Genomic DNA, 25,366 nt, shown 5'->3' on the forward strand with positions numbered 1-25,366 from the left:
GTGGGAAATGACAGGCTAGACCAATATCGGGAGATCACAATCTCCTAATTCGGGGCAGCGTGATTTTTCGAGGATTGAAGCGAACGGTCGCCGACCCTAAGCTTCCTGGAACATTTGTAAGGGAGGCTACGATGCTGCGTTTCGGGATAATATCCACCGCTAAGATTGCCAGGGATGCCGTGATGCCGGCGATCCAGGATGCGGAGAACTGCGTCGTGACGGCAGTCGCGAGCCGTGACGTGACGAAGGCGCGGGCACTGGCCGACCGGTTCGGCGCCCCCATGCTTTCGGCTCCTACGAGGAGATGCTCGCGTCAGACGTCATCGACGCGGTCTATATCCCGTTGCCGACCAGCCAGCATGTCGAATGGGCAATCAAGGCGGCCAATGCCGGCAAGCATGTCCTGGTGGAAAAGCCGCTCGCCCTGAAGGCGTCGGAGATCGATGCGCTGATCGAGGCACGCGACCGCAACAAGGTCGTCGTCTCGGAAGCCTATATGGTCACCTATGCGCCCGTCTGGCTGAAGGTGCGCGAATTGCTGAGCGAAGGTACGATCGGCGAGCTGAAACACGTCCAGGGCGCCTTCAGCTATTTCAACCGCGATGCCGGCAATATGCGCAACATTCCCGAACTCGGCGGTGGTGCCCTGCCGGATATCGGCTGCTACCCGACGATCGCGACCCGCTTCGCGACAGGGTCGGAACCGCAGCGCGTCCAGGCGGTGGTGCGTCGCGACCCGGATTTCGGCACCGACATCTATGCGAGCGTGAAGGCGGATTTCGGCGCGTTCGAGCTGAGCTTCTACATCGCCACCCAGATGGCCAACCGGCAGGTCATGGTCTTCCACGGCACCGAAGGTTTTATCGAGGTGAAGTCACCCTTCAATGCCGACCGCTATGGGGCCGAGGAAATCGAGCTCACCAACCAGAAGCACACTGTCTCGCAGATCTTCCGCTTCCCCGACAGCCGGCAATATCGTCGCCAGGCGGAGGCCTTTGCCAGGGCGATTGCCGGCGAGCAGGCCGAGATCGTGTCGCTGGAAAGCTCCGCGAAGAGCCAGCGTTTCATCGACGCGATCTACCGCGCCGGGGAGCATGACGGTTGGGAGACGGTTTGAGGAAGAGCGACCGCTACTGCTTGTGGCGGAACACGAAGCGCGAATAGCCGAAGAAGCTGTAGGCGGTCGCCGATGCCGAGGCGAAGACGATCGCCGCCACCGGCTGCAGCTCAGGGATGCGCGCGATCAGCGCCGAATAGATGCCGTAGTTTAGCAGTGCCGAGGTTATGCCGACAGCCCAGTAGCGGAACCCTTCCTTGGCAAGCGAATGCGGCGAGGGATCGAAGGTCACGCTGCGGTTCACCAGCCAGGTAAAGCACATTGCGCCCATGATCGCCGGGATGCGGGAGAAGAAGGGGCCGATCGGCGTTAGCGTCAAAAGCGCGTGCGTTACGCCGATATCGATCAGGAAGCCGCCGCCGCCTGCAGCCAGGAACCAGAAGATACGTTTCATGCGGCGCTTTGTGCACCGCGCCGGGTGCTTTTGCCAGGATCTTTGTCGCGGCCTGCGGTTTCATCGGCAACCGACGACCGCCCTTGCAAAGGCAGGCTCATATAGTGGATGCGCAGCTGCTCGGCGCGCGCCCGTGAGACGGAATCGAGGATCAGGCCGGCGGTGAACATCAGGAACGACAAAACCATCAGCACCAGCGAGAAGACCCAGGTCGGCATGCGGTCGACGAGCCCTGTCTGGAAGTATTCGATCAGCACGGGCGTCATGAAGGTGAGGCTCGCCAGCATGAAGGCGCTGCTGATCGCGCCGAAAAAGGCGAAGGGCCGCGTCTCCTTCATCAGCATGGCAAACATCCAGAGGATCTTCGCGCCATCCTTGAAGGTGGAAAGCTTGGAATGCGAGCCTTCCGGCCGGCGGCCGTAATCGAGTTCGATCTCGGTAATGGGAAGCTTCAGCCGCGAGGCATGGACCGACATTTCGGTTTCGATCTCGAAGCCGCCGGAAACCGCCGGGAAGCTTTTGACGAAACGGCGCGAGAATGCGCGGTAGCCGGAGAAGATATCGGTAAAGTCGCGGCCGAAGATTGTCCGGTAGAGGATGTTGAATAGGCGATTGCCGGCAGCATGGCCGTTACGCCCGGCATCGTCATGCACGCCGCGGCGGGTGCCGACCACCATGTCGGCGCGCTCGGTCAGAAGCGTGCGGATAAGGTCCTCGGCATCCCTGGGCGAATAGGTGCCGTCGCCATCGGCCATAAGATAGATATCGGCCTCGATATCGGCAAACATGCGGCGCACCACATGGCCCTTGCCCTGGCGTCGCTCGCGCATCACCTCGGCACCGGCGAGCATCGCCTTAAGCGCCGTGCCATCCGTCGAATTGTTGTCGTAGACATAGATGCGTGCACCGGGCAGCGCCTCGCGGAAACCGCGCACCACCCCTTCGATCGTCGACGCCTCGTTATAGCAAGGCAGCAGCACGGCAACCGAGAGATCGCCGGTAAGGGTGCCGGAACGGGATGCGGCTGTGGGGTCAACGGGGGCGTCGATCATGATTTTCACTCGGTACACGGAAAACCCAGGGCAATAACGGCCCGCCCTGACCGCTTTACTATTTCTTGGGAAGGTTAAGTTTAGGTTTGCGACACATCCAGCCGGCACAAAACGAACAGCCAGCACAAACGAACAGAATGACAGACATGATGGCAGAGCAAGTGTCCCGGCCGGAACAGGAGACCTCCAGCCATCCGCGCCTGTCCAGGCTACTGCCTGCGTCGATGCTTTACTGGCTGGTTACGGCCCTGGCACTGGCCGCGTTCAATCTGCCGAATACGAAGGATTATATCGGCCCCGACAATGACGACGTCATGCGTCTCGTCGAGGTTCGCGACTGGCTGGCGGGCCAGGGCTGGTTCGACATGATGCAGTACCGGCTGGGTCTCGATGGCGGCACCCTGATGCATTGGTCGCGTTTCATCGATGCGCCGATCGGCCTTCTCGTCCGGTTCTTTTCGCTGTTCCTACCGATAGAGACGGCGGAAAATGTTGCGGCCACGCTCTGGCCGCTGATCACGGCCGGCCCGCTCTTTGTCGCGCTCGGTCTGGCGGGACTGCGCTTCGGCGGCTCCCGGGTCATGCATATCGCCATGGGGCTCGGCGCGCTCTTCATCTTCACCTGCGGAAAATTCTCTCCCGGCGCGCTTGATCATCACAATGTCCAGTTGGCGCTCGCCATGCTGATCGCGGCCTTTCTTGCCGATCGTGAAGGCAGGGCACGGGACCATGCGGGCGCCGGCATCGGCGCAGCGCTGGCGATCGCGATCGGCGCGGAGACCGTGCCCTTCGTCGCCGTCGCATGTTTCTGCGTCGCGGCACGCTGGCTCTGGCAGGGGAGGCGTTCGCCCGCGGGGCGCGCGCCTTCGGTCTGTCGCTGGCGCTCGCCATCAGCGCGGCCTTTTTCGCCACCGTGCCTCCGCAAGCCTATGCGGCCGTGACCTGCGACAATCTCTCGTTCGGCTTCTATTCGCTCGCAGCGATCGGCGGGGCCGGGCTTTTCGGGCTGACCTATATCCCCGCCGGCGTCGGCATTGCCGGTCGCGTGGCTGCATCCGTTGTGCTGGGTGCGATCCTCGCCGCCGTGGCGGTTATCGTTGCCCCGCAATGCCTCGGCTCGCCGCTGGCCAGCCTCGATCCGATGCTTGTCGAGCTCTGGCTGCGCCAGGTCAGCGAAGCTCGTTCCATCGTCGGCGAGTTCAGGACGGAGCCTTATATGCTCGGCGGCTTCTACGCGGTGGGCCTTTTCGCCATCGTCGTTTGCGTCGTCCGTATCTCGCAGGGCAGAAAGCGTGGGCTTCATCTCCTTTTCCTGGCGCTTGTCGGGGCAAGCTGGGCGATCTCGCTCGTTCAGCTCCGCGGATCCTTTTTGCCAACCTGATGAGCATTCCGCCGCTTGCCCTGTTGATCGCCGATCTTCAGCAGCGGGTACGAGACAATGCCAAGGACATTCCAGCGTCCATCGGTTTCGTCGCCGCAACCCTCGCTTCCGTTCCGGCCGTCTGGGGTCTCTCCGGCGCGGTATGGGATCTCGGGATAAGTTCCGTCGATATCAGGACGGTTTCCGGCATCAACGCGGGGGAAGACGGCGAATGCGATATCGCGCAGAGCGCCGAGGCCTTGCGTGCTCTGCCGCCCGGTATCGTGGTCTCGCCTTCAAACAGCGGTGCCGAAATATTGCGCTTTACCGCGCATCGGGTTCTTGCTGCCCCCTACCACCGCAACCAGGGTGGCATGCTCACCGAGCTTCATATCGGCATGGCGAAGCCGGATGAAGCTCTGGCATTCATCAAGGGCGCGGGAGTTACGATCGTCGCCTTCTGCAAGGGCGATCCGAGCACGTCGCAACTGATAGGGCTGAAAAAGGACGGCCTCTATGCCGCCTTGGTGAGGGGCGAAGTCCCTGCCTATCTTGTACCAGTCGGCGACGAGCGCGCGGGCCTGCGGCTCTATCGCGTTAACGCCGATGCGTCGAATTAGGTCAGGCGTGCCGAGCCCGGTCAACAAACGCGGTGGCGATGACAAGGTTGATAAGGCCCGCGTTAAAGCCCAGGATCGCAAAAACAAGATCCATGTAGGATGCGGAGCCGCTGAAAAGGGATGCTCCGACAAACGTCGCAAAAATGAGAATTCCGGCCGTGATCACCGTTACGATGTTGCGGCTCAGGCCTGCCAGTAAACCGATTGCTGCTGCCGTCAAGATTATCACGGCTTGTCTCCTTCCTTTGCGACGGAGACCGTATATCCCGACACCCTCTAAAGAATGCTTGAGCAGCATGCCTAACGGCGGGTGAGCAAAATCGCTACGATTTTCCATTCGCTGTTAAGACTTAAGCCCGGTCGTTTCGGACCTAAGTCTTATCCTCCACGGGGAAGGGAACGTGGCGACCTTTCGTTCGGTTCCACGTTTTGTGACGAATTGAAAGAATTCGTTAGAATAGCGCCACGATATTGCGGGCCGTCGTGCCTGTCGCAAAAACCTGGGTAACTCTGAGGGGCAGCAGGGCGCCGGTCGGAACGCTCGTAAAATCAAGGGTTTCGCCCGAAAGCATTTGCACGCGCAGCGAACCGCCCGCGCCGACGTAAAGGGCTCGGCTTGTTTCAGGCAACAGATTGTCGTCATCCGGTAGAACAGCGGTACCACCGGAGGCCGGGCTGGAAAGGGAAGACTGGGTATTGGCAAAACGGTCGGTCATGGCGTGGTCTCCTGGTTGTGACTGGCCGGAATTATTTCGCGCCTTCTGAAGAGGGGGACGAATCCGGCCATCATCCCTTGATGCGACTTGGCTTTTCGCGCTGACCGTCCACATCAATCGCGGTACTGCCGGGTGAAATCCGCTTGTCGATGGGTTAGAAGGAAGCATGGCCAGCATGTTCGACACCGACACGCCCAGCAACCTGACCGAATTTTCGGTGTCGGAGCTTTCCGGCTCGATCAAACGTACCGTCGAGAACGCCTTCGACCATGTGCGGGTGAGGGGCGAAATTTCCGGTTATCGCGGTCCGCATTCCTCCGGCCACGCCTATTTCAGCCTCAAGGACGACCGGGCGCGCATCGATGCCGTGGTCTGGAAGGGCACGTTTTCGCGCCTCAGATTCCGGCCGGAAGAGGGCATGGAGGTTATCGCCACCGGCAAGGTGACGACCTTCCCGGGCTCATCCAAATACCAGATCGTCATCGAAAACCTCGAGCCGGCCGGTGCCGGCGCGCTGATGGCGCTTCTGGAAGAGCGCCGCCGCAAGCTGGCCGCCGAAGGGCTGTTCGACCAGGAGCGCAAGCGCCCGCTGCCCTATCTGCCGCGCGTCATTGGCGTCGTGACCTCGCCGACCGGTGCCGTCATCCGCGATATCCTGCACCGCATCACCGATCGTTTTCCCGTCCATGTCATCGTCTGGCCGGTCAAGGTTCAGGGTGAGGGCTCGGGTGAGGAGGTCGCGGCAGCAATTCGCGGGTTCAATGCTTTTGCGCCGGATGGCCCGGCGCCGCGACCGGACGTGCTGATCGTCGCCCGCGGCGGCGGCAGTCTCGAAGACCTCTGGAGCTTCAACGACGAGATCGTCGTGCGTGCCGCAGCCGAAAGCGCGATCCCGCTGATCTCGGCTGTCGGCCACGAGACCGACTGGACGCTGATCGACCATGCCGCCGACATGCGCGCGCCGACACCGACCGGAGCCGCCGAAATGGCGGTGCCGGTCAAGGCCGATCTCGATGCCCAGATCGCCGGCCTTGCAGCGCGCCTGCGCGGCAGCGCCTCGCGCCAGATGGACCATCGCCGCCAGGCCGTGCGGGCGCTTGTCCGCGCGCTTCCGTCGCTCGATCAGCTGCTCGCCCTGCCGCGCCGCCGTTTCGACGAGGCGGCACTAGGGCTCGGCCGCGGTCTGGAACGCACGACCATCGTCAAGCGCCGCTCCTTCGAGCGTGCGTCAGCCGGTTTGCGGCTCGATCTACTGACCAACCGTCTCGGCCAGCAGCGTCAGGCGCTCACCGATCGTCTGTCACGCGCCGACCGTTGCGTGGAACGGCAATTGCTGAGCGAGCGCGGGCGGGTCGCTCGTCTGGACGCATCGCTGAAAACGCTGCCGGCGCGGCTGACGAGCCAGTTGCAGCGGGAAGGCCAGCATCTCGCGTCACTCATGCGCCACGCGGATACAGCGATAAGCCACACACTGTCGCGCAGCCGTTCGGCGCTTGCGGGCCAGGATCGCGTGCTGCAGTCCCTGTCCTACATGAATGTTCTGAAGCGTGGTTATGCCGTGGTGCGCGACGCCAATGAGCGCCCTCTGACCCGCGCGGCCGGTGTGGCCGAGGGCAGTGCCCTGTCGATCCAGTTCGCCGATGGCCGCGTTTCGGCCGTGGCGGGTGAGGGCGGCGCTCCGACCGATCCCGCGCCTGTCCCCGTTTCCGCTCCGGTCTCCGGGCCGACGCCCGCCTCGCCGAAACGGAAGGCGCCGAAGCCGGAAGTCTCGTCCGAGCCACCGAAACAGGGCAGCCTGTTCTAGCGCCTGTTCCGGTATTCGGGCGTAGAGGCCGGAGCCCGAAGGCTCCAGCCGGCTTCGTCTGATCAGGCCGCCTTCTTCGTGGCGACCTTGCGCGGCGCCGCTGCCTTGGCAGCCGGTGCTTTTGCGCGGGGTACCTTGACCGCAACCGGCACCAGCCGGGCGATTTCATCGACCAGCAGGCGGGCGTTCTCCTGCGCCTTGGCAAGATTGCTGACGGCTTCCGGATCGAGCGCATCGATCAGCGTACCGGCGTCGAACATGTCGCGATAGGCGGCGCGCTCGATCAGCGGCACATTCAGCACATCGACGCCCTGCTGTGCGAGCATGCCCTTGACGGCGAGAAGCGCCCGCGTGGTGATGATCGAGCTGACCCGCGTCAGCGCCACGGAATGCGGAATGCGGATGTCGCACTCGCTGTCGAGCTTCTTCAGGATATCGAGAACCTGGGCGCCGCCTGCGGCATCCAGCGCGCAGCCCTGGACCGGAACGAAGACATGATCCGACAGGCCAAGGCCCTTGGCAAGCAACGCGCCGAGACCACAGGGCAGGTCGACAACAATATAGTCGGTCTTCTTCTTCAGATCCTTGATCGTCTGCTCGATATTCTCGGCATCGACATTGGCGACGATCGAGAATTTCGGCATTTTCGCCATCCGTGTCATCCAGCGGGAAACCCACTGCTGCGGATCGGCGTCGAGCATGGCGACGCGAAAGCCTCTTTTGGCTAATTCTCCGGCCGTGACAAGCGCCATCGTCGTCTTGCCTGCGCCGCCCTTCGTATTCGCAAATGTAATAACTGGCATGGAAACCTCCGTTCGAGAATAAGCATCACGGAGGAAAGCCGTTTAACTTGGCTTTTTCTTATCCGCTTCCATCATGATGATTTGCGGATGCTTGACGAACAAGCTTGCGCCGCGCTTGCCGGGGCGAGCGCGGCCTGTATATTTCGATAGATTAGCGAACGCGCATGCCGGCCTGTTCATCGAAATGCAGGGGCTTGTCGAACTTCTGCAGCGGCGCTTCGGGGATCGAGCCGATCGCCACGCCATGCTGCCAGTCCGGCGGGCATATGGCGATGTAGCGCGCATAACCGCCCACGCCACCGCCGAATTTCGGATAGCCGATCGCCACCAGCGCGCCGGTTTCCGGCACCTTGTCCAGATTGGCGACGCCTTCCGCCTGGGCATAGCCGTTGTGCATCAGCCAGTGTTCGCCCTCCAGCGTCGGCGTTGTATCGGTGTCGAGGGGCTCATGGCCATGGAACAGGATTTTGCGCTCCAAATGCAGGAATTTCAGCGCTTCCAGGCCGACGCCCGGAAAGGACCTCGTTGTGGCAAGCGCCGGGTCGGGCCAAGTCTTCGACCAGCCGGAGCGGACGAAGACGACCGAGCCTTCCGGTATCCGGCCATGTCTGGCCTCGAATTCGGTGATATCGGCGACCTGCAGGTGATAGCCGGCATCGGACTTCACCTTGTCCTCGATATTGATGACCACCAGCGGTCGCACCGCATAGGTCGCCGGCAGTTCGTCGATCGCCGGATATTCAGGCGCCCAATGGGCCGGCGGATCGAGCTGCGTGCCGAGCTGGTCGGTGGTGAGGTTGTAGGTCGAGGCCGCAACGCCATGGGTCTCGTAGGTAAAGGTATCGCCTTTCTTGGCAAAACCCTCGAGATCGCGGGCGGCGGAAGACTGACCGAAGGTCGGGCTGGCAAAACCGGCCCAGACCGGGATGTTCGGCGTGATCGTATGGGTGAGGTCGACATATTTGGCGCCCTTGAGGCTGTCATTATAGACGCTCCAGAGGCCGGGCTCTTCGGCTGCGGCCGGAGCTGCTGCGGCGATTGCGAGAAATGCGGAAAGTATCGTTATGCGCGGAATAGCAAGCATGCTGTATCCCTTCTTGAAATGGATGGGTCGGCATTAGCCGGCAAATTAACTTGCCGAAGCGCGCAGTCTCCGTTCTCCGCGGCAGGCGGTCAATCTTGATAACGCTTACCGCTGTAAGGCGTTTAAAGCTGCCGCCGGATGCCTATGTAATAGGTAAGGCGCATTGAAAGAGGCTGAGACAGGATCTTTTGCACTGCGCGCAACGGAGAACAGAACAATGAAAAAGGCTCTTGCCACTTCGCTTGCCATTCTTGCAGCAACCGTCGCGGGTTCAGGCGCTGCCCTCGCAGAGCAGTCGCGCGCTTCGGAAATCATCTTCGGCAAGGCCTATGACGACAACGTCATCGCCATTCAGGTCGCGCCGATCTACGGCCAGGGCGACGGCTATCAGCGCACGCCGCGCTCGGCCAACAGTGTGACGATACGCGCCGCGCAGGCTGAGGCGAGCCGTAGCCCGCAGCTCCAGCAGGCGCTCGCCATTCGCGGCATCGCGCTCCACAATGTCCTTCGCGTCGAAACCGCCGGCAATGGCGGCAAGGTCGTCTATTACCGCTGAAAAAAGCGGACTGAGTGAGTCTGGAGCATTCCCCTTCTTCGAAAAGCGGGAATGCTCCATTTATTTGTTTCTACGCGATTCCGGACGCAAAACCGGTTCCCACTTTTGCTGGAATTGCTTTAAGCCCACTCGCCCTTGCGCATGACCGGCACCTTGCTGCCGTCGGCGCGCACGCCGTCGATATCGACCTGGTTGGAGCCGATCATCCAGTCGATATGGATGAGCGAGGAATTGCCGCCCTGCGCCTTGATCTGCTCCGGCGACAGCGAAGCGCCATCGAGGAAGCATTTCGAATAGCACTGGCCGAGCGCGATGTGGCAGGAGGCGTTTTCGTCGAACAGCGTGTTGTAGAACAGGATGCCGCTTGCCGAGATCGGCGAGGAATGCGGCACCAGCGCCACTTCGCCGAGGCGGCGCGCGCCTTCGTCCGTATCCAGCACCTTGTTCAAGACTTCCTCGCCCTTCGAAGCCTTCGCCTCGACGATCCGGCCGCCCTCGAAACGCACCTGGATATTGTCGATCAGTGTGCCCTGGTGTGACAGCGGCTTGGTGCTCGACACATGGCCTTCGACCTTCAGCGCATGCGGCGTGGTGAAGACTTCCTCGGTCGGGATATTGGGATTGCAGGTAATGCCGTTCTTCGCCGTCGAGGCGCCGCCATGCCATTCGTGCCCGTCGGCAAGCCCGACCGTCAGGTCGGTGCCGGGACCAGTGAAATGCAGCGCAGAAAAACGCTCGCCGTTCAGCCAGGTCGAGCGCTTCTTCAGGTTGGCATTGTGTTCAGCCCAGGCCGCGACCGGATCGGCGACATCGACGCGTGAGGCGGCGAAGATCGCTTCCGCCAGCTTAGCGACAGCCGCCTCTTCCGGCAGGTCGGGGAAGACCTGTCTTGCCCAGGACGGGTTGGGATAGGAGACGATGTTCCAGTTGATGTCGAAATTGGCGATCTTTTCGAGCGCCGGCTTGTAGGCCATCGAATTGGCCTTATTGGCGCGGGCGACCTTGGCCGGGTCCTGCTCGGCGAGCAGCATCGGGTTGTCACCGGCGATCGCCAGGCGCGCGGCGCCATTCTCATACGCCTTCGCCATGCCCTCGTAGAGCCAGTTCGAAGCCTTGTCGAAGCTCGCATCCGGCGCATGCCGGTAGCGCGCGAGCGTCGTTTCCTCGTCCGAATAGAAGGCCGAGACGAGGCCGGCACCCGCCATATAGGCGTGCTTGGTGATGAAGCGGACGAGCGGCAGGGCAGCGACCGGAGCGGTGATCACGAGGTCCTGGCCCTTTTCCAGCCCGAGCCCCACCTTCACCGCGACTTCTCCCAGCTTCTCGAGCTTGGCGGGATCTATGGCGGTCTGGAAATTCGGAACGATGGTCATGGGCTTGCCTCTCTGATGTCGTGCGTGAACCAGACTTAGAGAGCTTTTGGGCGAAATTGAAGTGCGGCCGTATTGTTTCGTCAGGCAACCAGCGGTGCAGCCACTGCTTTCAGCGCATCCTTCGCATCCATGGGCGCCAGCCGGATTTGCAATCCGCGCTGCCCGCCATTGATGAAGACATGGCTCTCGTCGAGTGCGGTGATCTCGATTGCGGTCGGCACCAGCTTCTTCTGACCGAACGGGCTGATGCCGCCGACATGGTATCCCGTCAGCCGCTCGGCATCGGCAGGCTTCATCATGCTGGCCGATTTGCCGCCGAACGCCGAGGCGAGCTTTTTCATCGACACTTCCCGGTCGGACGGCACCACGACGCAGACCGGCTTACCATCCACCTCGGCCATCAGCGTCTTCAGCACCCGCCGAGGATCTTCGCCGATCGCCTCCGCCGCCTGCAGCCCGATCCGGTCCGCATTCGGATCGTATTCATAGGTGACGGTGGTGAAGGCGATTTTCAGCCGGTCGAGCGTCTGCGTGGCGCGGGTGGTCTTCGACATGGTTCAGGCAACCGAAAACGCGGCTTCATAGAGTTCCGGCTTGAAGCCGATGACCAGCGCGCCGTTTGCCTCAAGCACCGGGCGCTTGATCATCGACGGCTGGGCGAGCATCAGCTCGATTGCCTTCGCACGATCGACATTTGCGCGGTCCGCCTCGTCGAGTTTCTTGAAGGTGGTTCCAGCACGGTTGAGAACGGTCTCCCAGCCCATCTCCTCGGTCCAGGCTTCCAGGTGGGCGCGATCGATGCCCGAAGCCTTGTAGTCGTGGAACGTGTAATCGATGCCCTTCTGGTCCAGCCAGGTGCGGGCTTTCTTCATCGTGTCGCAGTTCTTGATGCCGTAGATGGTGATCGCCATTCCGTGGTCCTCAGGGTTTCTCTCGTGTGGCGAAGCGATAGCAATAGCACATCCCGTCTGGCAACAATTTGTGCAGGGTCAAATCATGGCGTGCCAAAACTGCATGGCTGCCCTGTCGGCTTATGCGTTGTGCAAGGGGCGGCTCTAAATCATATATCAGTCAACAACAAAGGAGTTGATCATGTCCGTCCAGAACAGCAACCGTGGTAACCGTTTCAGCCGCGCATTCGCCATTTTCGGCGCCGCTGTTTCCGCATCCGCAGCCGTTGAAAACGGCCGTCGCCCGCGCAACCGCGACCTCAACACGCTCGGCATCGACCCGAAGGCTTTCGAGCGCATCGGCTAATCGGCTTGAGACTTTCCCGCATGCCCGGCCGCCGTTATCGAATGGCAGCCTTGGGTTGAGGCGGGAAGCCGTCGGATATTGTAGCGTCATTTGAAAAGACGCAATTGCTCCGGCGGCAAGGGATAGGGGACGGCGTCGACATCAAGGCGCCACCGGCCCAATTCCTCATGGTGGGTTTCACCATTATGGCTGTAGATGAGCGAGAAATCGCGCGACAGCCAGATGTAATTCTTCTCCATAGTCAGCAGTTCTTTCGCGCGATACCCGTAGATCAGCGTGACATGCGGTGAGACGGATTTGAGCGGAGCGCGCGGCAGGTTGTGCCTCGTCAGCGTGATGTGCAGTTTCCGCACGAATGCCTGAAGATCCGGATTTTTCCGGCTGCTCGCCAGCACCAGATGCTGGTTGTTTCCATAGAGCGCGCTGCGATCCAGCGTCACATGCACCGGGCGAGCTGCAAGGCTGTCGACGGCATCCCTTATTTGCGTCGCCAGCGCATAAGGCGGCTCATCGTAATATCCGACATTCAGCAGGCTGACATGCAGCAGATGCGGCGGATGAGGCTCGCCTTTGCCGTAGCTCTGCGCATGGCTTGATGCCGCGTCATGCATGGCATGGGAGAGCTGGGGATCGGGCTTCAGCGCGAAAAACAGCTCGCTCGGGCGTCTGCCTCGTTGGTTGCGGTGTCTCGATATTCTTCGTTCGTCTTCCGACAAGGGGAATGATGTTTGCCGGTACTCCAACATCTCGGACTCCCATGGATGCAGATTTCCAATGGTCTGGCCGGGGAGTGTACTCCTGGCATGGGAAATGATAAAGAACAAAAAGTGAACGAAAATCTTGCTTGTGCAACCGATCGCACTCGCAAGAAACGGGTTGATTGTGCCCACGCGAAGCGCGATTTTCGGATCATCTCATTTGCGGAGGCACATCATGGCTGAGCATCGTTACACCGTGTTCGAAACAGATGGCGGCTTTTGCGGCATCGCCTGGAGCGAGGCCGGCATCGTCCGCTTCCAGCTGCCCACAGGCAGTGCCCATTCCACCGAAAACCTTCTTCTCCGCCGCGTGCCGGACGCTGTAAAGGCTACTCCTCCTGCCGGGATCCAGCAGGTTATCGATCGCGTGAAACGCTACTTTGCGGGGAACAGATCGATTTTTCCGACATCCGCCTCGATCTCGCCGACCAGGACGATTTCTTCCGGAATATTTACACGGCCGCCCGGCGCATCGGCTGGGGGCATACGACGACCTATGGAACGATCGCCAAGGAACTCGGCGCCGGACCGGAGGCGGCGCGCGATGTCGGCCAGGCGATGGCGAAGAACCCCGTGGCACTGATCATTCCCTGCCACCGGGTACTGGCAGCAGGCGGCAAGATCGGCGGCTTTTCGGCACCCGGCGGTTCGACATCCAAGGCCCGGATGCTGGAACTGGAAGGTGTCGTGCTCGCTGCTGCCGAGCCGGCGCAACAGTCGTTGTTCTAAGAACTAGTGCAGAACGAGCTTATAGATCGCATAGGCCGCAATCACCACGACCGCGCCGATCATCGCAAGCTTGCCGAGTCGCTTCTCGATGAAATGACGAATATCCTCGCCGTAGCGGCGCAACAGCCATGCGAGCAGCAGGAAGCGCGCGCCGCGCGTCACCAGTGCTGAGACGGCGAAGAGCCAGAGGTTTACATGCACGGCGCCCGACAGGATGGTGACGACCTTGATCGGCGGCAGATGCGCGAAGCCCGAGGTCACCAGCATCAGCAGGATCGTCTCGTAGGTGATGCCGTCCTTGAGTTCGTTGAACGTGTCGAGCTTGCCCCAGAATTCCAGGATGGGCACTGCCACCGCATCGAAGGCGAAGGAGCCTATCCACCAGCCGGCAATGCCGCCCAGCACGGAAAAGGTTGTTGCGATAATCGCATAACGCCAGGCCCGTTCCGGTTTTGCCAGCGCCATCGGCAGAAACAGCACGTCGGCGGGAATCAGGAAGATCGAGCTTTCCACGAAGGCGATGACGGCGAGCCAGATTTCCGCAGATTTGCGGGCGCTGAGCGCCATGGTCCAGTTGTAGAGGCTACGATGCATGGAGAGTTTATCCGAACAATATCAATGGCTGGCGCGATCGTCTTGCACAGCGCCACGCATTCCTGTCTCCGTTTATGGCGGCAATGAGATCGACGTCATCGTTCGTGGGAGGAAAGAAAGCGGATCGGCGTAAACTGTGTCTCAGATGTTGCGCTGTCCGCAGCCTCGGCGCTACTTCGGCCGGCTACCAGGACAACAGCCGGCCGCCAACCATGGCGCCGATCGCGGAGACGATGGCAACCGCCAGCGTGTACCAGATCGCCACGAAGGCTGCGCCGTCATTGACGCAGGCGATCGTATAGGCGAGCCCTCCGAGCGAGCCTGCAAGCAGTCCTACCAGCGCTCCGGCGCGGATCGGCCGTGTGGGAGCGCCGCGACGGATCGCGGAAAGCAGCAGCAACAGCGCGGGCAGGGATGCAAGCACGATCGCAGACACGCAATTGGGGATGGACAGTGTTCTTGCGCCGGTGAGCGGAAATCCTGAAGGATCGAAGGCGAGGCCGACCAGCAGGAAGAGCGTGGCCGGCAAAAGCGCCTTGACCGGTGCGGTAGACAGTCCGGGTATGGCGGCATTCCGGACAAGAAGGCCTGCGCCGCCGGCCAGAAGCAGCATGGCCAGCACCTTGAACTGGAAGGTCCAGGTGAGGGCCATGTCGATGAGTTCCGGGCGCGGGCCGATCACCAGCGCCACGACGGCAAATGCGCAGAGCAGGGCGATCACGATGCTGACGGGCAGGGCCAGGCGGAATGACAGGCGCTCGAACAGCCCACGGGCAATAGGAGTTCCGCCGGCTTCGTCGGCCAGTGTGCGGATCAGGTCGTCTGTGGTCGGATTGATCAGATTGGAGGCAGTGGCGGTTTTCATCTGTGTCATCCTTCAAATCTCTTATGGGCGGCGGCCATCAATGTCTTGAGCGACCGATGGAATGCGACCCGTACGGCACCCTCGCTCATGCCCAGCTGTGACGCCGCTTCCCGAGGCGATGCGCCATCAAGGCCGATTGCCCGCACCACCGACTGCTGGCCCGAGGGAGAGCCGAAATCATCCGTTCGACATCGGCAGCGTTGTGCACGGGATCGGTGCCGTCCGATCCTGACAGGTCGGACCATTCATCGTCGGTCAGTTCGATCCGCAGGCGCACGTCCCGTCGCAGCCGTCGGGCCGTGTCGATCATCTTGTAGCGCGTAATGGCGTTCAGCCACGGCATCAGCGGACGTGAAGGGTCCCATTGGTCACGCTTGGAGTGCACGGCAATCAGCACGTCCTGCACCACATCCTCCGCCTCGGCGGCGCTGAGATGCAGGCGGGCGAGCCGCGCTCGGGCGATGTGGCGCAAAGAGACGGCGAATTCCCGCAGGAATGTTTCGTAGACAAGACGTTCGCCCCTGCGTTCGGCACACATCGCCTTCGCCCATGATTGCTCGCGCGTATTCATGATGTCTCATTCGATTGGAGAAGGGAGGATGTTACGCGGCGACGGAAAAAATCTTGTCCGTTTCATCCGGCGAAGAAAACGGCACGGCGTGCGGCGGCCATGTAACATCGGCCCGCATCGGTTCGAAAGACTCCGGTGAAGCGCGTGCTTCATCACGAAAAGGAGCTAAGACGATGAAGAATTTCGTTGCCACCATCCTGCTTGCAGCCGGCACAATGGTTGCCGCCACCGCCGCACCGGCCTTCGCCCAAACCTCGGACCAGAAGGCGCCGGTCGAGCAGGCCAAAAATGTGGTTCTCGTTCACGGCGCATGGGCCGATGGGTCCAGCTGGTCGGAAGTCATTCCTTATCTCCAGGCCGCGGGCCTGAAGGTCACGTCGGTGCAGAACCCGCTCACCTCGGTCGAAGACGACGTCGCCGCCACCAAGCGGGCGCTTGCGCTTCAGGACGGCCCGACCGTGCTTGTCGGTCATTCCTATGCCGGCACCGTCATCAGTGAGGCGGGCGTCGATCCGAAGGTCAGCGCGTTGGTCTATGTCGCCGCCCGCGCGCCGGATGCGGGCGAGGATTTCACCGAACTGTCGAAGAAGTTTCCGACCATGCCGGTGCGTGCCGGCGTCGAAACCCATGATGGATACCAGGTGATCGGCGAAAAGGCCTTCATCGATCATTTCGCCAATGGCGTGCCGAAGAAGAAGGCGGAAGTCCTCTATGCCGTGCAGCAGCCGATCGCCTCGACGCTGTTTGCCGGCAAGACCACGGCAGCTGCCTGGCACGACAAGCCGTCCTTCTATGCCGTCTCCAAGAACGACCAGACGACGTCACCCGATCTGGAGCGGTTTCTCGCCAAGCGCATGGATGCCAAGACCGTCGAGCTCGATTCTGGCCACCTGTCGCTGGTCTCCCATCCGAAGAAGATCGCTGATCTGATTCTGGAAGCTGCCGGCAAGAAGAAGTAAGGGCAATCATTGCCCTGAAACGAAAAATGCGGCGGAGCATAAGTCCCGCCGCACTTCAATGTGGATCAGCCCGTCAGGCGATGTCGGGGATCATTCCCACTCGATCGTGCCGGGCGGCTTCGACGTGACGTCGTAGACGACGCGGTTGATGCCGCGGACCTCGTTGATGATGCGGGTCGCCGCACGGCCGAGGAAGTTCATGTCGTAAGGATAGAAATCCGCCGTCATGCCGTCGACCGAGGTGACGGCGCGCAATGCGCAGACGAAGTCATAGGTGCGGTAATCGCCCATCACGCCTACGGTCTGGACCGGCAGAAGCACGGCGAAAGCCTGCCAGATCGTATCGTAGAGACCGGCCTTGCGGATTTCGTCGAGATAGATTGCATCCGCCTTGCGCAGGATGTCGAGCTTTTCGCGGGTGACGCCGCCCGGGCAGCGGATGGCGAGGCCCGGACCCGGGAAGGGTGGCGGCCGATGAAGCTCTCCGGCAGGCCGAGTTCGCGGCCGAGCGCGCGGACTTCGTCCTTGAACAGTTCGCGCAGCGGCTCGACGAGCTGCATGTTCATGCGCTCGGGCAGGCCGCCGACATTGTGGTGGCTCTTGATCGTCACCGACGGGCCGCCGGAGAAGGAGACGCTTTCGATGACGTCCGGATAGAGCGTGCCCTGCGCAAGGAAGCGCGGAGCGCCCTTGCCGTCGGCGGCGATCTTTGCCGCTTCCGCCTCGAACACTTCGATGAACAGGCGGCCGATCGTCTTGCGTTTCACTTCCGGGTCGCTTTCGCCGGCAAGCTGGGTCAGGAACAGGTCGGACGCGTCAACGGCCACGAGCGGGATGTTGTAGTGGTCTCGGAACATGCCGACGACCTGTTCGGTCTCGCCCTGGCGCATCAGGCCGTGGTCGACATAGATGCAGGTCAGCTGGTCGCCGATCGCCTCATGGATGAGGATCGCCGCGACGGAGCTATCGACGCCGCCCGACAGGCCGCAGATGACGCGCTCGTCGCCGACCTGATCCTTGATCTTGCGGATCATTTCGGCGCGGTAGGCAGCCATGGTCCAGTCGGATTTCAGGCCGACGATCTTGTGCACGAAATTGGAAAGCAGCTTGGCGCCATCCGGCGTATGCACCACTTCCGGGTGGAACATCGTCGTGTAGTAGTGGCGGCTTTCGTCGGCTGCGATCGCGAAGGGTGCGTTTTCCGAGGTCGCGATGACTTCGAAGCCTTCGGGAAGCTTCGTGACGCGGTCGCCGTGGCTCATCCAGACGGGGTAACGTCCGCCCTGTTCCCAGAACCCGTCGAACAGCGGGCTCGCCTTCTTCACTTCCACATCGGCACGGCCGAATTCGGCTGCATGGCCACCTTCGACGACACCGCCGAGCTGGGTGCAGAGCGTCTGCTGGCCGTAGCAGATGCCGAGGATCGGCACGCCGCTATCGAAAACCGCCTGCGGAGCGCGGGGGCTGCCTTCGGTCGTGACCGAAGCCGGACCGCCGGAGAAGATCACGCCCTTGGGCTGCAGCTTGTCAAAAGCTTCGGCAGCGCTCTGGAACGGATGGATTTCGCAATAGACCCCGGCCTCGCGGATACGGCGCGCAATCAGCTGCGTCACCTGGCTGCCGAAATCGATGATGAGGATGCTGTCGGGATGAGCTATCTGGGTCATGGCGAGCCTTTAATGAAGCTTCGCGTTTTTTGCAACTGCTCAGAGGCCCAAATCGCCGCTTTCAAGGGACTTCTCGAGTCTGTCGACCACGCCTGCCAGCTTCTCGTCGATCACATGCAGATATTCGGTCCAGTTCTCGACGTGCTTCAGCTCTTCCTTGCCGTCGGAAATGCCGCGCAGGCCGATCAGGGGAATGCCAAAAAGCTGGCAGCAACGCATCACCGCGAAGGTCTCCATGTCGACCATGTCAGCTTCGATCAGGTCATAGGCGGCGCCCGAGATGATGTTTCCCCCAGTAGACAGAGACGCTTCCGGCACGCCGGGTATGGTGAAGGGCAGGGGCATGGTGGCCGGATGGTCGAGGAAAGGCGTGACGCCCTTCTCGAAGCCGAGCGGCGAGACGTCCATGTCGCGATAGGAAACCGAGGAGACCTGATAGACTTCGGTCTGCTCCAGGCCGCGCGAGCCGGCCGAGCCGAGGACACGACGAGACCCGGCAACCGGTTTTCCGCCTGCAGCTTGGTGAGCGCGCGCGACAGCACGATCGCCGCTTCCACCGGGCCGATGCCGGTCATCAGCGGAATGATGCGGGATTTCAGGTGCGGGCCGTATTCGGCATCGACGGCCATGACGAACAGCACCGAGCGTCCGGCAATCGTCTTCAGTTCAAAGCTCATTCGACGACATCCTGTCGGTTGCGGATGACCATCATTGATGAGGTCATCGAGGCGATCAGCTTGGCCGGCCCGTCGCCGACCGCATAGCCGCGGCCATCGGCGACGATGATCGTCGAACCCGGCTTGGTGATCTCGCCCCGAAACAGGAAACGCTCGCCGCGGCCGGGCGACATCAGGTTGACCTTGAACTCGATCGTCAGGATCGAGACTTCGGGCGCGATCACCGTATAGGCGGAATAGGTGCAGGCGGTTTCTAGCGCCGCGGAGATCACGCCGGAATGCAGAAAACCATGCTGCTGGGTGAGCTTCGGATCGAAGGGAAGCTCGATCTCCACCATGCCCTGCTGGATGCGGGAAAGTTCCGCGCCGAGCATGCTCATCGCGTTCTGGTTCTGGAAGCTTCGGCGGATGCGTTGGTGAAAATCGCCCGGATCGGTAATCGTCATGGCCTGCCCTTGTTCGGCGCCGAAAGTGGCATGGCACCGGACGATGGGCAAGCGGCGAAGAATGACATTTGTCAGTTGAGCATGACGATCGAAAGATTGAGCAGCGTGGCGAAGGCGACCCACAGCGCATAGGGCACGAAGAGCAGCGCCGCCTTGCGATCCGGCTGCCAGCTGATCGCGATGAACACAAGAATGGAGACCAGAAGTGGAACGATGACGAGAAGAGCAAGGACCGGCATCTGCATGCCGAAGAAGCTTGGCGACCAGAGAAGATTCAGCACCGCCTGTATGCCGAAGACGAAGAGCCGGCGATTGCGGCCGTTATCCTCATCGAACCATGTCTCGGCGAGCGCCAGGCCGATCAGGATATAGATGCCTGCCCATACGGGGGCAAAGAGCCAGTCGGGCGGGTTGAAGAATGGCTTTTCCAGGGACTGGTACCATTCGCCCGGTGTATTGGCGAGGCCGCTGAGCGCACCGATGGTGACGCATGCGACAACGAAGAAAATCGCACTGAGAACCTTACGCATGCCGTGTGACTTAGGACGCTACGCAACCTGAGTAAAGATCATTTTAGCGAAATGATATGTTGATCCCAGGCAACATCGCTGCGGGTGCCGTTGAAACGACCGTCATAGGAGGAGACGGCGATGCCATGGGGAGCCGCCGCCACGCCGGCCGCCTCGCGTACCGTTTCCTCCTTCAGCACCAGGCCTGACCGTGCATCGAGAATGACGGATGTGCCGCCGATCGGCGAAGTGAGGCCGACAATGTTGTCGCGCCGGTTGACGGCGATCGCGCCGACATAATTTGCAAGCTTCGCCGTCGTCTCTTCCGGCAGCGAGAGGAGCGCGATGTCTTCGCCCTTGGAAAACCAGCCCGCGAGCGGAGGTGTCTCGTTGCGCGCGCCTTCCCACTGACAGGCAAACCAGACGCGACCGTTCTCGGCAATATCGAGATGCCGCGTCGAGAGCTGGCGGAGCGAGGCGGGAAGGGTATGTTTCTGGATAACCGCCCCGCTCTTTGCGTCGAGCATGACCAGCGACGGTTCCATATGGTCGAGATTGAGCTTCGTGCGGCCGAAATCCGGATGGGTTTCGATGCCGCCATTGGCGATGACGAGCAGCGAGCCGTCATCCGAGACGGTCATGTCATGGGTGCCGATGCCATGCGCCTCGAATTCGCCGATGCGGCGAAACCGGTCGCGCGCATCATAGAGCCCGATCATGCCGCGATTGCCGTCGAAATCGTTCTCGCTGGCATAGAGTGTCATGCCGTCAGGGAGAAATGCCCATGGCCGTAGAAATGCCGGCCCTCGGGCGCGGTGATCATGACGGGCTCAGCCTGGCGCGACGGATCGAAGACCATGGCGAACGTGCCGGGTCGCCTTGCAAAGGCTACGGCGCGGCCGGTGGCGGCGCTATAGGCCATGCCATGGGCGCGGGCGGGCAGAGCGACGCGGTCGATGATCTCGCCGCGCTCGGACACGGTGGCGATGCCAAAAGACCCGTCGGCGGCGCGAAAGCCGGAGGCATAGACGGCGTCGGCCCGCTCCAGCGCCATGAGCTGGCCAGGCGCAAGTGCAGCGGCAAAGCCGATGCCGGCGGCTTTCAGGAATGCCCGGCGGTCGATCGCCTCGCCGTTCCATACCATGGGATTAGTCCCCGTCGGCGAACGAGAAGCCGGAGGAGAGGCCGATCGCACCGCCATAACCGTCGTTCAGCTTGGAGATCACGTCCTTGCCGTCGGCCAGCAGCGTATCGAGCCTCCTGCGCTCAGCCTCATCCGCCACGGCCTTTTCGAGATCGGGCGTCACCTCGGTGGCGAGCTTCGCCATCGCCTTGAACTGCGCCTCGGCGGCGGTAACGATCGGTCTGTCCTTTTCCGGCAGTAGCTCGACCATGCCGGAGGTGACAAGCAGTTCGGACAGCCCGTCGAGATTGGCCTTGATCGTCGGCCATGTATTTTCCGAGCGCCAGAACAGAGCCTGCTTGGGGAACTTCGCCTTGTCGGCCCCCTTGTAGAATGTCTCGATCCGCTGGTCGCGTACGGCCTCCGCGCCATGAACGAGAATGCCGAGCAGCCCGGTGATCGCCTCGCCGCCGGTGCGGAAGACTGGATTGTCCGGGCCGGGCTGCTCCCAAGCCTTTTGAATGCCGTCCGGTGCATCCCATATGCCGGCGACCTCTGCGGCGACATTGCCGACATTCTGCGCCACGGCCGCGCTGTAACGGCAACGGAAGGCATTTCCGGAAGAAAGCGTATCTGATCCGGTGCCGAAGAGCAGATATTCCAGCGCGCCAAGTCCCTGCGTCGCGACGCTCTTGGTGGCGAGCGTCTTCGGATCTGTCGCCGTCTCGTCGGATTTGGCAAGCACCGCCTGCACCTGTTTCAGCCCCGTGCTCTTGCGGTCGGGATAGAAGAGGATGCGTTCGAACCGGTTCTGCTCGATGATCGGGCCAGTACGGACGATTTCGATACGCGCCCAGCTCGCCGCGAGTTTGCCGAAGCCGGTCTTTGCAGCATCGTAATTGGCCTGCGATGGCTCTTCGCAGAGCGTCTTCATCGTCGCGGCCATATCTTCCGCGGACTTTTGGAAGGCATCGTAGCCCGGCCGGATATAACCATCGACCGCGGCGGTCATCACCTTGGTGACGACGGCTTCCGGCAGTTCCACCGCCAGTGTCGGATCGGCTTCCTGTGCCTGGACATTGTGGGCGAAGGCTGCGGGCAGCAGCGCGACCAGGCCGGCGGCGATGATGTTGCGCATCAGAGAGACTCCAGGAAGGTGAGAAGGGCGGTGCGATCATCCTTCGCCATGGCCGCAAATGCGTTGCGGGCCTTGTCCGCCTCGCCGCCATGCCAGAGGATCGCTTCGGTGAGATTGCGGGCGCGCCCGTCATGCAGGAAGAAGGTGTGGTTGTTGACGGTCTTCGTCAGGCCGATGCCCCAGAGCGGCTGGGTGCGCCATTCCTGGCCGTTGGCGACGCCCACCTGCTGTCCATCTGCGAGGCCTTCGCCCATGTCATGCAGCAGGAAATCCGAATAGGGCCAGATCAGCTGAAAGGCATGCGCCTTGTTGCCGGCGTCCCGGCGGGTGACGAATTTCGGTGTGTGGCAGCCGGTGCAGCCGGCCGCGTAGAACATTTCCTTGCCCTTCAGCACGGCCGGGTCGTCGATGTCGCGGCGGGCCGGCACGGCAAGGTTTTCCGAATAGAAAGTGACGAGCGGCAGAACCGGATCCGGCGCCTCGACGGGGCCGAGCCTCTCCTGCACGCCGGTCGGCATGGCGAGACAGTCGGCTTGCGCCTTGGTGCAGTCGCCATGGGAAAACGGATCGTCGGGTGTCGAGATGCCGAGGTCGCCGGCAAAGGCCGACGAGGTCTGGTCGCGGACCGAGGCGTTCTGCGCCTTGAAGCCGAAACGGCCGAGTTTCACCTCGCCGCTCAGGTGATCGCGCACGAGTGCCGGTTTTCCCGAAATGCCGTCGCCATCCTTGTCGTCCGGGTCGGCCTTGGCGAGGATGTCCGCCGGATGGATCGCCTGGATCAGGCCCATGCCAAGCATTGGTGGCGCGATGCGGGGTGAGAGCGTCACGTCGCCCTCCAGCGGACCATAGCCGAGATTGGCGACGGAATAGGCTGGTTTACGGAGATTGACCGTTTCTCCGCCAGAAAGCGTTACTGAGGTTTCCTCATAGGATATCTCCAGCTTGCCCTCGGACTTCAGGCCCGGCACGGCGAGATCCTGCAGCTGCTCGCCATAGACGGCATCGGGAAAATTGATCTTGCGATAGTCGGCAACCGCCTCGCGCTCCTCGTCGGTGCGGGCGGGGCGGGCAAGCCGCAGGAACATCGAGGTCGCATCGGCCGCGCCTTCCGGCGGATGCCCGCGCCCGTCTTTCAGGTGACAGCTCTGGCAGGCGCGCGCATTGAACAGCGGTCCGAGACCGTCCGAGGCCTGGGTGGAGGAGGGGCCGACACCCAGAGCTTCGTGAACAGCGCATTGCCGAGCTTGAAATTCTGCTCTTCCTCGAAGGTGATGTTGGGCGAGAAATGCGAGAAAGCATCGCCATTGACGATCGCCTTCGTCGTCGCCGCACCGCCGGACATGGTCTCGAACTGCTCGGCCTTGGAAAAATCCGCCGTCGGCCTTGTCACGCGCTCGACGCGTTTCAGGTCTTTCGGGTTAAGGTCGGTGCGGGCCTGCGGCGAAAGGCTGTCGCTGCCCGTGGCGATCAGCGGCACGAGGACGAGGGCGCCGGAGAGAAGCGGAAGGAGGATATGGAGGCCGATGCGCTTCATAGCCCCATCTCCGCCTTGGCGTAGTCGATGTCACGTCGGACGGTGCGGCGTATGCCCGATAATCTCCCCCTTGTGGGGGAGATGTCACGAAAGTGACAGAGGGGGTAGCGCCGCGAACTCAATGGAAGAGGAGTGTGTGGAGACACCCCCTCTGCCCTGCCGGGCATCTCCCCCACAAGGGGGAGATCGGCAAGAGGCGCTCTCCCCAATTCACAGCGGATAGCCCGCGAGGATTGTACCCACAGATCACCCGCTCACCGCCCGGAAATGCCAGGCGATGAGGGGGCGTCATGTTAAGCCCCTCCCCCTTGTGGGGAGGGGTTGGGAGGGGTCTTTTGTCATTGGAGTGGCGTTATCGCCTTCTCATTCACTCACTGAAAAACAGCGTCAGGATTATCGAGGCTGTCGGAACCTTCAAGCTCGATCTTGCCGAGATCCAGCGACGCGATGACGCGCTCGATGGTCTTGGTCTGGTCGATCAGGCCGTCGATCGCCTTCTGGACGACCTCGTTGCCCTTGACGTTGTTCTCGCCGATCATCTGGTCATAGGCCTCGACCTTCTGGGCGCGGTCCTTCATCACCGTCATGGCGGTCAGCGTCGTGTCGAGCTTGCCCTTCATCTCGGTATCGAGCGCCTTGTCCTTGGCGGTGACGAGATCGGACAGCGACGGGCCGGTCATCTTGGTGCCGTCGGTGCGCGTGTACTGGCCGGTATAGGCGGACTTGATCCCGACCGCATCGTTGAGATGCGAGGCATAGGTGTTGTCGGAGAAGCAGTCATGCTCCTCTTCCGGATCGTGCAGCAGAAGCCCGAGCTTCATGCGCTCGCCGGCAAGTTCGCCATAGGAGAGCGATCCCATCCCGGTCAGGATGGCGGTGAGACCCGCCTTCGGATCCGCTTCGACATTCTTCGTTGCATCGCCATCCGGGGCCCAGGCCGTCACCATGTCCTTCAGGTCGGAGATCAGAAGGGTGGATGCGGCCTTCAGATAGGCGGCGCGGCGGTCGCAATTGCCGCCGGTGCAGTTCGCCTTGTCATAGTCTGTAAAGGGGCGGTCACCGGCGCCGGCTTCCGTGCCGTGCAGGTCCTGGCCCCAGAGCAGGAATTCGATGGCGTGATAGCCGGTCGCGACATTGGCCTCGATCTCGCCGGCCTCGTTGAGGCTGCGGATCGTCTCCGGCGTGATCTCGGTCAGGTCGATCGCCTCGCCGTTGATCTCGATCTTCGGATTGGCGATGACATTGGCGGTATAAAGAGCGTTCTCGTCGCTCTCGGTGCCGTAGGAGGCGTCGACATAATCAATCAGGCCTTCATCCAGCGGCCAGGCATTGACCTTGCCTTCCCACTCGTCGACGAGCGGGTTGCCGAAGCGATAGACTTCCGACTGCTGGTAAGGCACGCGGGCAGCGATCCAGGCAGCTTTGGCCGCCTTCAGCGTCTTCTCGCTCGGCGTTGCGATCAGCGCGTCGATCGCCGTGTCGAGTTTCTCCGCCGTCGTCAGCAGATCCTCGTATTTCGCATGCGCCAGCTCGGCATAATGTTTGAGAACGGCCTCGGGCGTCGTCTCTGCGCGGGCCGGAAGTGCGGTAAAGGCCGTCGAAGCGGCAAACAGCGCCAGGGCGGCGCCGATCAGGGTTTTGCGGGTCATGTCCCTCTCCT

27 protein-coding genes and 5 pseudogenes are annotated in these 25,366 nt (G+C 61.9%); 9 read left to right on the plus strand and 23 right to left on the minus strand.

All coding sequences use genetic code 11. From position 1 onward, the window contains the following. Positions 1–131: 131 nt before the first annotated feature. A pseudogene (locus N7E02_RS17265) lies at positions 132–1,117 on the plus strand (Gfo/Idh/MocA family protein). A gap of 13 nt (positions 1,118–1,130) precedes the next feature. On the opposite strand, the gene N7E02_RS17270 reads toward N7E02_RS17265, so the two are convergent. Together N7E02_RS17270 and N7E02_RS17275 are read right to left on the minus strand one after the other, a co-directional pair. Further along, on the minus strand, positions 1,131–1,511 hold the full coding sequence (locus N7E02_RS17270; protein ID WP_286583530.1) for a GtrA family protein: 381 nt from the start codon (positions 1,509–1,511) through the stop codon (positions 1,131–1,133). Then, positions 1,508–2,563, minus strand: a complete 1,056-nt coding sequence (locus N7E02_RS17275) for a glycosyltransferase (RefSeq protein ID WP_286583532.1) — start codon at positions 2,561–2,563, stop codon at positions 1,508–1,510. The genes N7E02_RS17270 and N7E02_RS17275 overlap by 4 nt, the downstream gene beginning before the upstream one ends. 146 nt (positions 2,564–2,709) lie before the next feature. Between N7E02_RS17275 and N7E02_RS17280 the strand changes: the two genes are divergently transcribed. Genes N7E02_RS17280 through N7E02_RS17290 form a run of 3 tightly spaced genes read left to right on the plus strand, consistent with a single transcriptional unit; the run spans position 2,710 to position 4,543 of the window. Further along, positions 2,710–3,504 carry a hypothetical protein gene (locus N7E02_RS17280; protein ID WP_286583533.1) on the plus strand — a complete coding sequence of 265 codons (795 nt, stop codon included), beginning with the start codon at positions 2,710–2,712 and terminating at the stop codon, positions 3,502–3,504. Then, positions 3,501–3,944 carry a hypothetical protein gene (locus N7E02_RS17285; protein ID WP_286583534.1) on the plus strand — a complete coding sequence of 148 codons (444 nt, stop codon included), beginning with the start codon at positions 3,501–3,503 and terminating at the stop codon, positions 3,942–3,944. The genes N7E02_RS17280 and N7E02_RS17285 overlap by 4 nt, the downstream gene beginning before the upstream one ends. After that, positions 3,944–4,543, plus strand: coding sequence for a hypothetical protein (locus N7E02_RS17290; RefSeq protein ID WP_286583535.1), 600 nt, complete (start codon positions 3,944–3,946; stop codon positions 4,541–4,543). The genes N7E02_RS17285 and N7E02_RS17290 overlap by 1 nt, the downstream gene beginning before the upstream one ends. 1 nt (position 4,544) lies before the next feature. Here N7E02_RS17290 and N7E02_RS17295 read toward each other — a convergent pair whose 3' ends face one another. Together N7E02_RS17295 and N7E02_RS17300 are read right to left on the minus strand one after the other, a co-directional pair. Then, complete coding sequence (locus N7E02_RS17295) at positions 4,545–4,772, minus strand: hypothetical protein (protein ID WP_286583537.1); 228 nt, start codon at positions 4,770–4,772, stop codon at positions 4,545–4,547. Positions 4,773–4,995: 223 nt separating this feature from the next. After that, positions 4,996–5,259, minus strand: a complete 264-nt coding sequence (locus tag N7E02_RS17300; RefSeq protein ID WP_286583539.1) for a spike base protein, RCAP_Rcc01079 family — start codon at positions 5,257–5,259, stop codon at positions 4,996–4,998. 166 nt (positions 5,260–5,425) lie between these two features. Here N7E02_RS17300 and xseA point away from each other — a divergent pair, with 166 nt between their 5' ends. Next, positions 5,426–7,063, plus strand: a complete 1,638-nt coding sequence (gene xseA, locus N7E02_RS17305) for an exodeoxyribonuclease VII large subunit (RefSeq protein WP_286583540.1) — start codon at positions 5,426–5,428, stop codon at positions 7,061–7,063. A gap of 62 nt (positions 7,064–7,125) precedes the next feature. Here the strand turns inward: xseA and N7E02_RS17310 are convergent, their stop codons facing one another. Both N7E02_RS17310 and N7E02_RS17315 read right to left on the minus strand, forming a co-directional pair. Next, positions 7,126–7,866, minus strand: coding sequence for an AAA family ATPase (locus tag N7E02_RS17310; protein WP_286583541.1), 741 nt, complete (start codon positions 7,864–7,866; stop codon positions 7,126–7,128). A 151-nt stretch (positions 7,867–8,017) separates the two neighbouring features. Continuing rightward, complete coding sequence (locus N7E02_RS17315; RefSeq protein WP_286583542.1) at positions 8,018–8,950, minus strand: cyclase family protein; 933 nt, start codon at positions 8,948–8,950, stop codon at positions 8,018–8,020. Between the two features lie 217 nt (positions 8,951–9,167). Here N7E02_RS17315 and N7E02_RS17320 point away from each other — a divergent pair, with 217 nt between their 5' ends. Beyond that, positions 9,168–9,506 carry a hypothetical protein gene (locus N7E02_RS17320; RefSeq protein WP_286583544.1) on the plus strand — a complete coding sequence of 113 codons (339 nt, stop codon included), beginning with the start codon at positions 9,168–9,170 and terminating at the stop codon, positions 9,504–9,506. Positions 9,507–9,625: 119 nt separating this feature from the next. Here N7E02_RS17320 and N7E02_RS17325 read toward each other — a convergent pair whose 3' ends face one another. The 3 genes from N7E02_RS17325 to N7E02_RS17335 all read right to left on the minus strand — a co-directional run bounded on the left by N7E02_RS17325 (position 9,626) and on the right by N7E02_RS17335 (position 11,790). Further along, positions 9,626–10,879, minus strand: a complete 1,254-nt coding sequence (locus N7E02_RS17325) for an aminopeptidase (protein WP_286583545.1) — start codon at positions 10,877–10,879, stop codon at positions 9,626–9,628. Between the two features lie 80 nt (positions 10,880–10,959). Beyond that, on the minus strand, positions 10,960–11,433 hold the full coding sequence (gene ybaK / locus N7E02_RS17330; RefSeq protein ID WP_286583547.1) for a Cys-tRNA(Pro) deacylase: 474 nt from the start codon (positions 11,431–11,433) through the stop codon (positions 10,960–10,962). A gap of 3 nt (positions 11,434–11,436) precedes the next feature. After that, on the minus strand, positions 11,437–11,790 hold the full coding sequence (locus N7E02_RS17335; RefSeq protein WP_286583548.1) for an ArsC family reductase: 354 nt from the start codon (positions 11,788–11,790) through the stop codon (positions 11,437–11,439). A 181-nt stretch (positions 11,791–11,971) separates the two neighbouring features. Between N7E02_RS17335 and N7E02_RS17340 the strand changes: the two genes are divergently transcribed. Continuing rightward, a complete protein-coding gene (locus tag N7E02_RS17340; protein ID WP_286584125.1) occupies positions 11,972–12,136 on the plus strand; it encodes a hypothetical protein in 165 nt (54 codons plus the stop codon). Positions 12,137–12,222: 86 nt separating this feature from the next. Here the strand turns inward: N7E02_RS17340 and N7E02_RS17345 are convergent, their stop codons facing one another. Beyond that, complete coding sequence (locus N7E02_RS17345; protein ID WP_286583549.1) at positions 12,223–13,026, minus strand: 2'-5' RNA ligase family protein; 804 nt, start codon at positions 13,024–13,026, stop codon at positions 12,223–12,225. 43 nt (positions 13,027–13,069) lie between these two features. Between N7E02_RS17345 and N7E02_RS17350 the strand changes: the two are divergent. Beyond that, positions 13,070–13,623 (plus strand): annotated as a pseudogene (locus N7E02_RS17350) (methylated-DNA--[protein]-cysteine S-methyltransferase). A gap of 3 nt (positions 13,624–13,626) precedes the next feature. Here N7E02_RS17350 and N7E02_RS17355 read toward each other — a convergent pair. From N7E02_RS17355 to N7E02_RS17365, 4 genes are all read right to left on the minus strand, one after another. Next, the gene (locus N7E02_RS17355) at positions 13,627–14,217 is read right to left on the minus strand and encodes a YqaA family protein (protein ID WP_286583550.1); all 591 of its coding nucleotides are present in this window, start codon (positions 14,215–14,217) and stop codon (positions 13,627–13,629) included. A 184-nt stretch (positions 14,218–14,401) separates the two neighbouring features. Continuing rightward, entirely contained in the window at positions 14,402–15,082 is a 681-nt protein-coding gene (locus tag N7E02_RS17360) for an NrsF family protein (RefSeq protein WP_286583551.1), read from the minus strand. 5 nt (positions 15,083–15,087) lie between these two features. After that, a complete protein-coding gene (locus N7E02_RS29790) occupies positions 15,088–15,231 on the minus strand; it encodes a sigma factor-like helix-turn-helix DNA-binding protein (protein WP_353622901.1) in 144 nt (47 codons plus the stop codon). Then, a complete protein-coding gene (locus tag N7E02_RS17365) occupies positions 15,168–15,653 on the minus strand; it encodes a sigma factor (protein ID WP_286583553.1) in 486 nt (161 codons plus the stop codon). The genes N7E02_RS29790 and N7E02_RS17365 overlap by 64 nt, the downstream gene beginning before the upstream one ends. Positions 15,654–15,826: 173 nt before the next feature. On the opposite strand from N7E02_RS17365, the gene N7E02_RS17370 reads away from it, so the two are divergent. Continuing rightward, entirely contained in the window at positions 15,827–16,612 is a 786-nt protein-coding gene (locus N7E02_RS17370; RefSeq protein ID WP_286583555.1) for an alpha/beta fold hydrolase, read from the plus strand. 90 nt (positions 16,613–16,702) lie between these two features. On the opposite strand, the pseudogene guaA reads toward N7E02_RS17370, so the two are convergent. The 9 genes and pseudogenes from guaA to N7E02_RS17415 all read right to left on the minus strand — a co-directional run bounded on the left by guaA (position 16,703) and on the right by N7E02_RS17415 (position 25,355). Beyond that, a pseudogene (gene guaA / locus N7E02_RS17375) lies at positions 16,703–18,279 on the minus strand (glutamine-hydrolyzing GMP synthase). 39 nt (positions 18,280–18,318) lie between these two features. Continuing rightward, a pseudogene (locus N7E02_RS17380) lies at positions 18,319–18,956 on the minus strand (5'-methylthioadenosine/S-adenosylhomocysteine nucleosidase). Further along, positions 18,953–19,402: a PaaI family thioesterase gene (locus N7E02_RS17385; protein WP_286583557.1), complete on the minus strand. Its 450-nt coding sequence runs from the start codon at positions 19,400–19,402 to the stop codon at positions 18,953–18,955. The pseudogene N7E02_RS17380 and the gene N7E02_RS17385 overlap by 4 nt, the downstream one beginning before the upstream one ends. 71 nt (positions 19,403–19,473) lie before the next feature. Continuing rightward, positions 19,474–19,932, minus strand: a complete 459-nt coding sequence (locus N7E02_RS17390; RefSeq protein ID WP_286583558.1) for a TspO/MBR family protein — start codon at positions 19,930–19,932, stop codon at positions 19,474–19,476. 38 nt (positions 19,933–19,970) lie between these two features. After that, a pseudogene (locus tag N7E02_RS17395) lies at positions 19,971–21,055 on the minus strand (DUF1513 domain-containing protein). Positions 21,056–21,059: 4 nt separating this feature from the next. Beyond that, a complete protein-coding gene (locus tag N7E02_RS17400; protein ID WP_286583559.1) occupies positions 21,060–22,172 on the minus strand; it encodes an imelysin family protein in 1,113 nt (370 codons plus the stop codon). After that, positions 22,172–23,389: a di-heme oxidoreductase family protein gene (locus N7E02_RS17405; protein WP_286583888.1), complete on the minus strand. Its 1,218-nt coding sequence runs from the start codon at positions 23,387–23,389 to the stop codon at positions 22,172–22,174. The genes N7E02_RS17400 and N7E02_RS17405 overlap by 1 nt, the downstream gene beginning before the upstream one ends. Next, positions 23,305–23,706, minus strand: coding sequence for a hypothetical protein (locus N7E02_RS17410; protein WP_286583560.1), 402 nt, complete (start codon positions 23,704–23,706; stop codon positions 23,305–23,307). The genes N7E02_RS17405 and N7E02_RS17410 overlap by 85 nt, the downstream gene beginning before the upstream one ends. 371 nt (positions 23,707–24,077) lie before the next feature. After that, a complete protein-coding gene (locus N7E02_RS17415) occupies positions 24,078–25,355 on the minus strand; it encodes an imelysin family protein (RefSeq protein ID WP_286583561.1) in 1,278 nt (425 codons plus the stop codon). Positions 25,356–25,366: the final 11 nt, after the last annotated feature.

The sequence above is a fragment of the Terrirhizobium terrae genome, from assembly GCF_030323265.1.
GTDB lineage: Bacteria > Pseudomonadota > Alphaproteobacteria > Rhizobiales > Rhizobiaceae > Neorhizobium.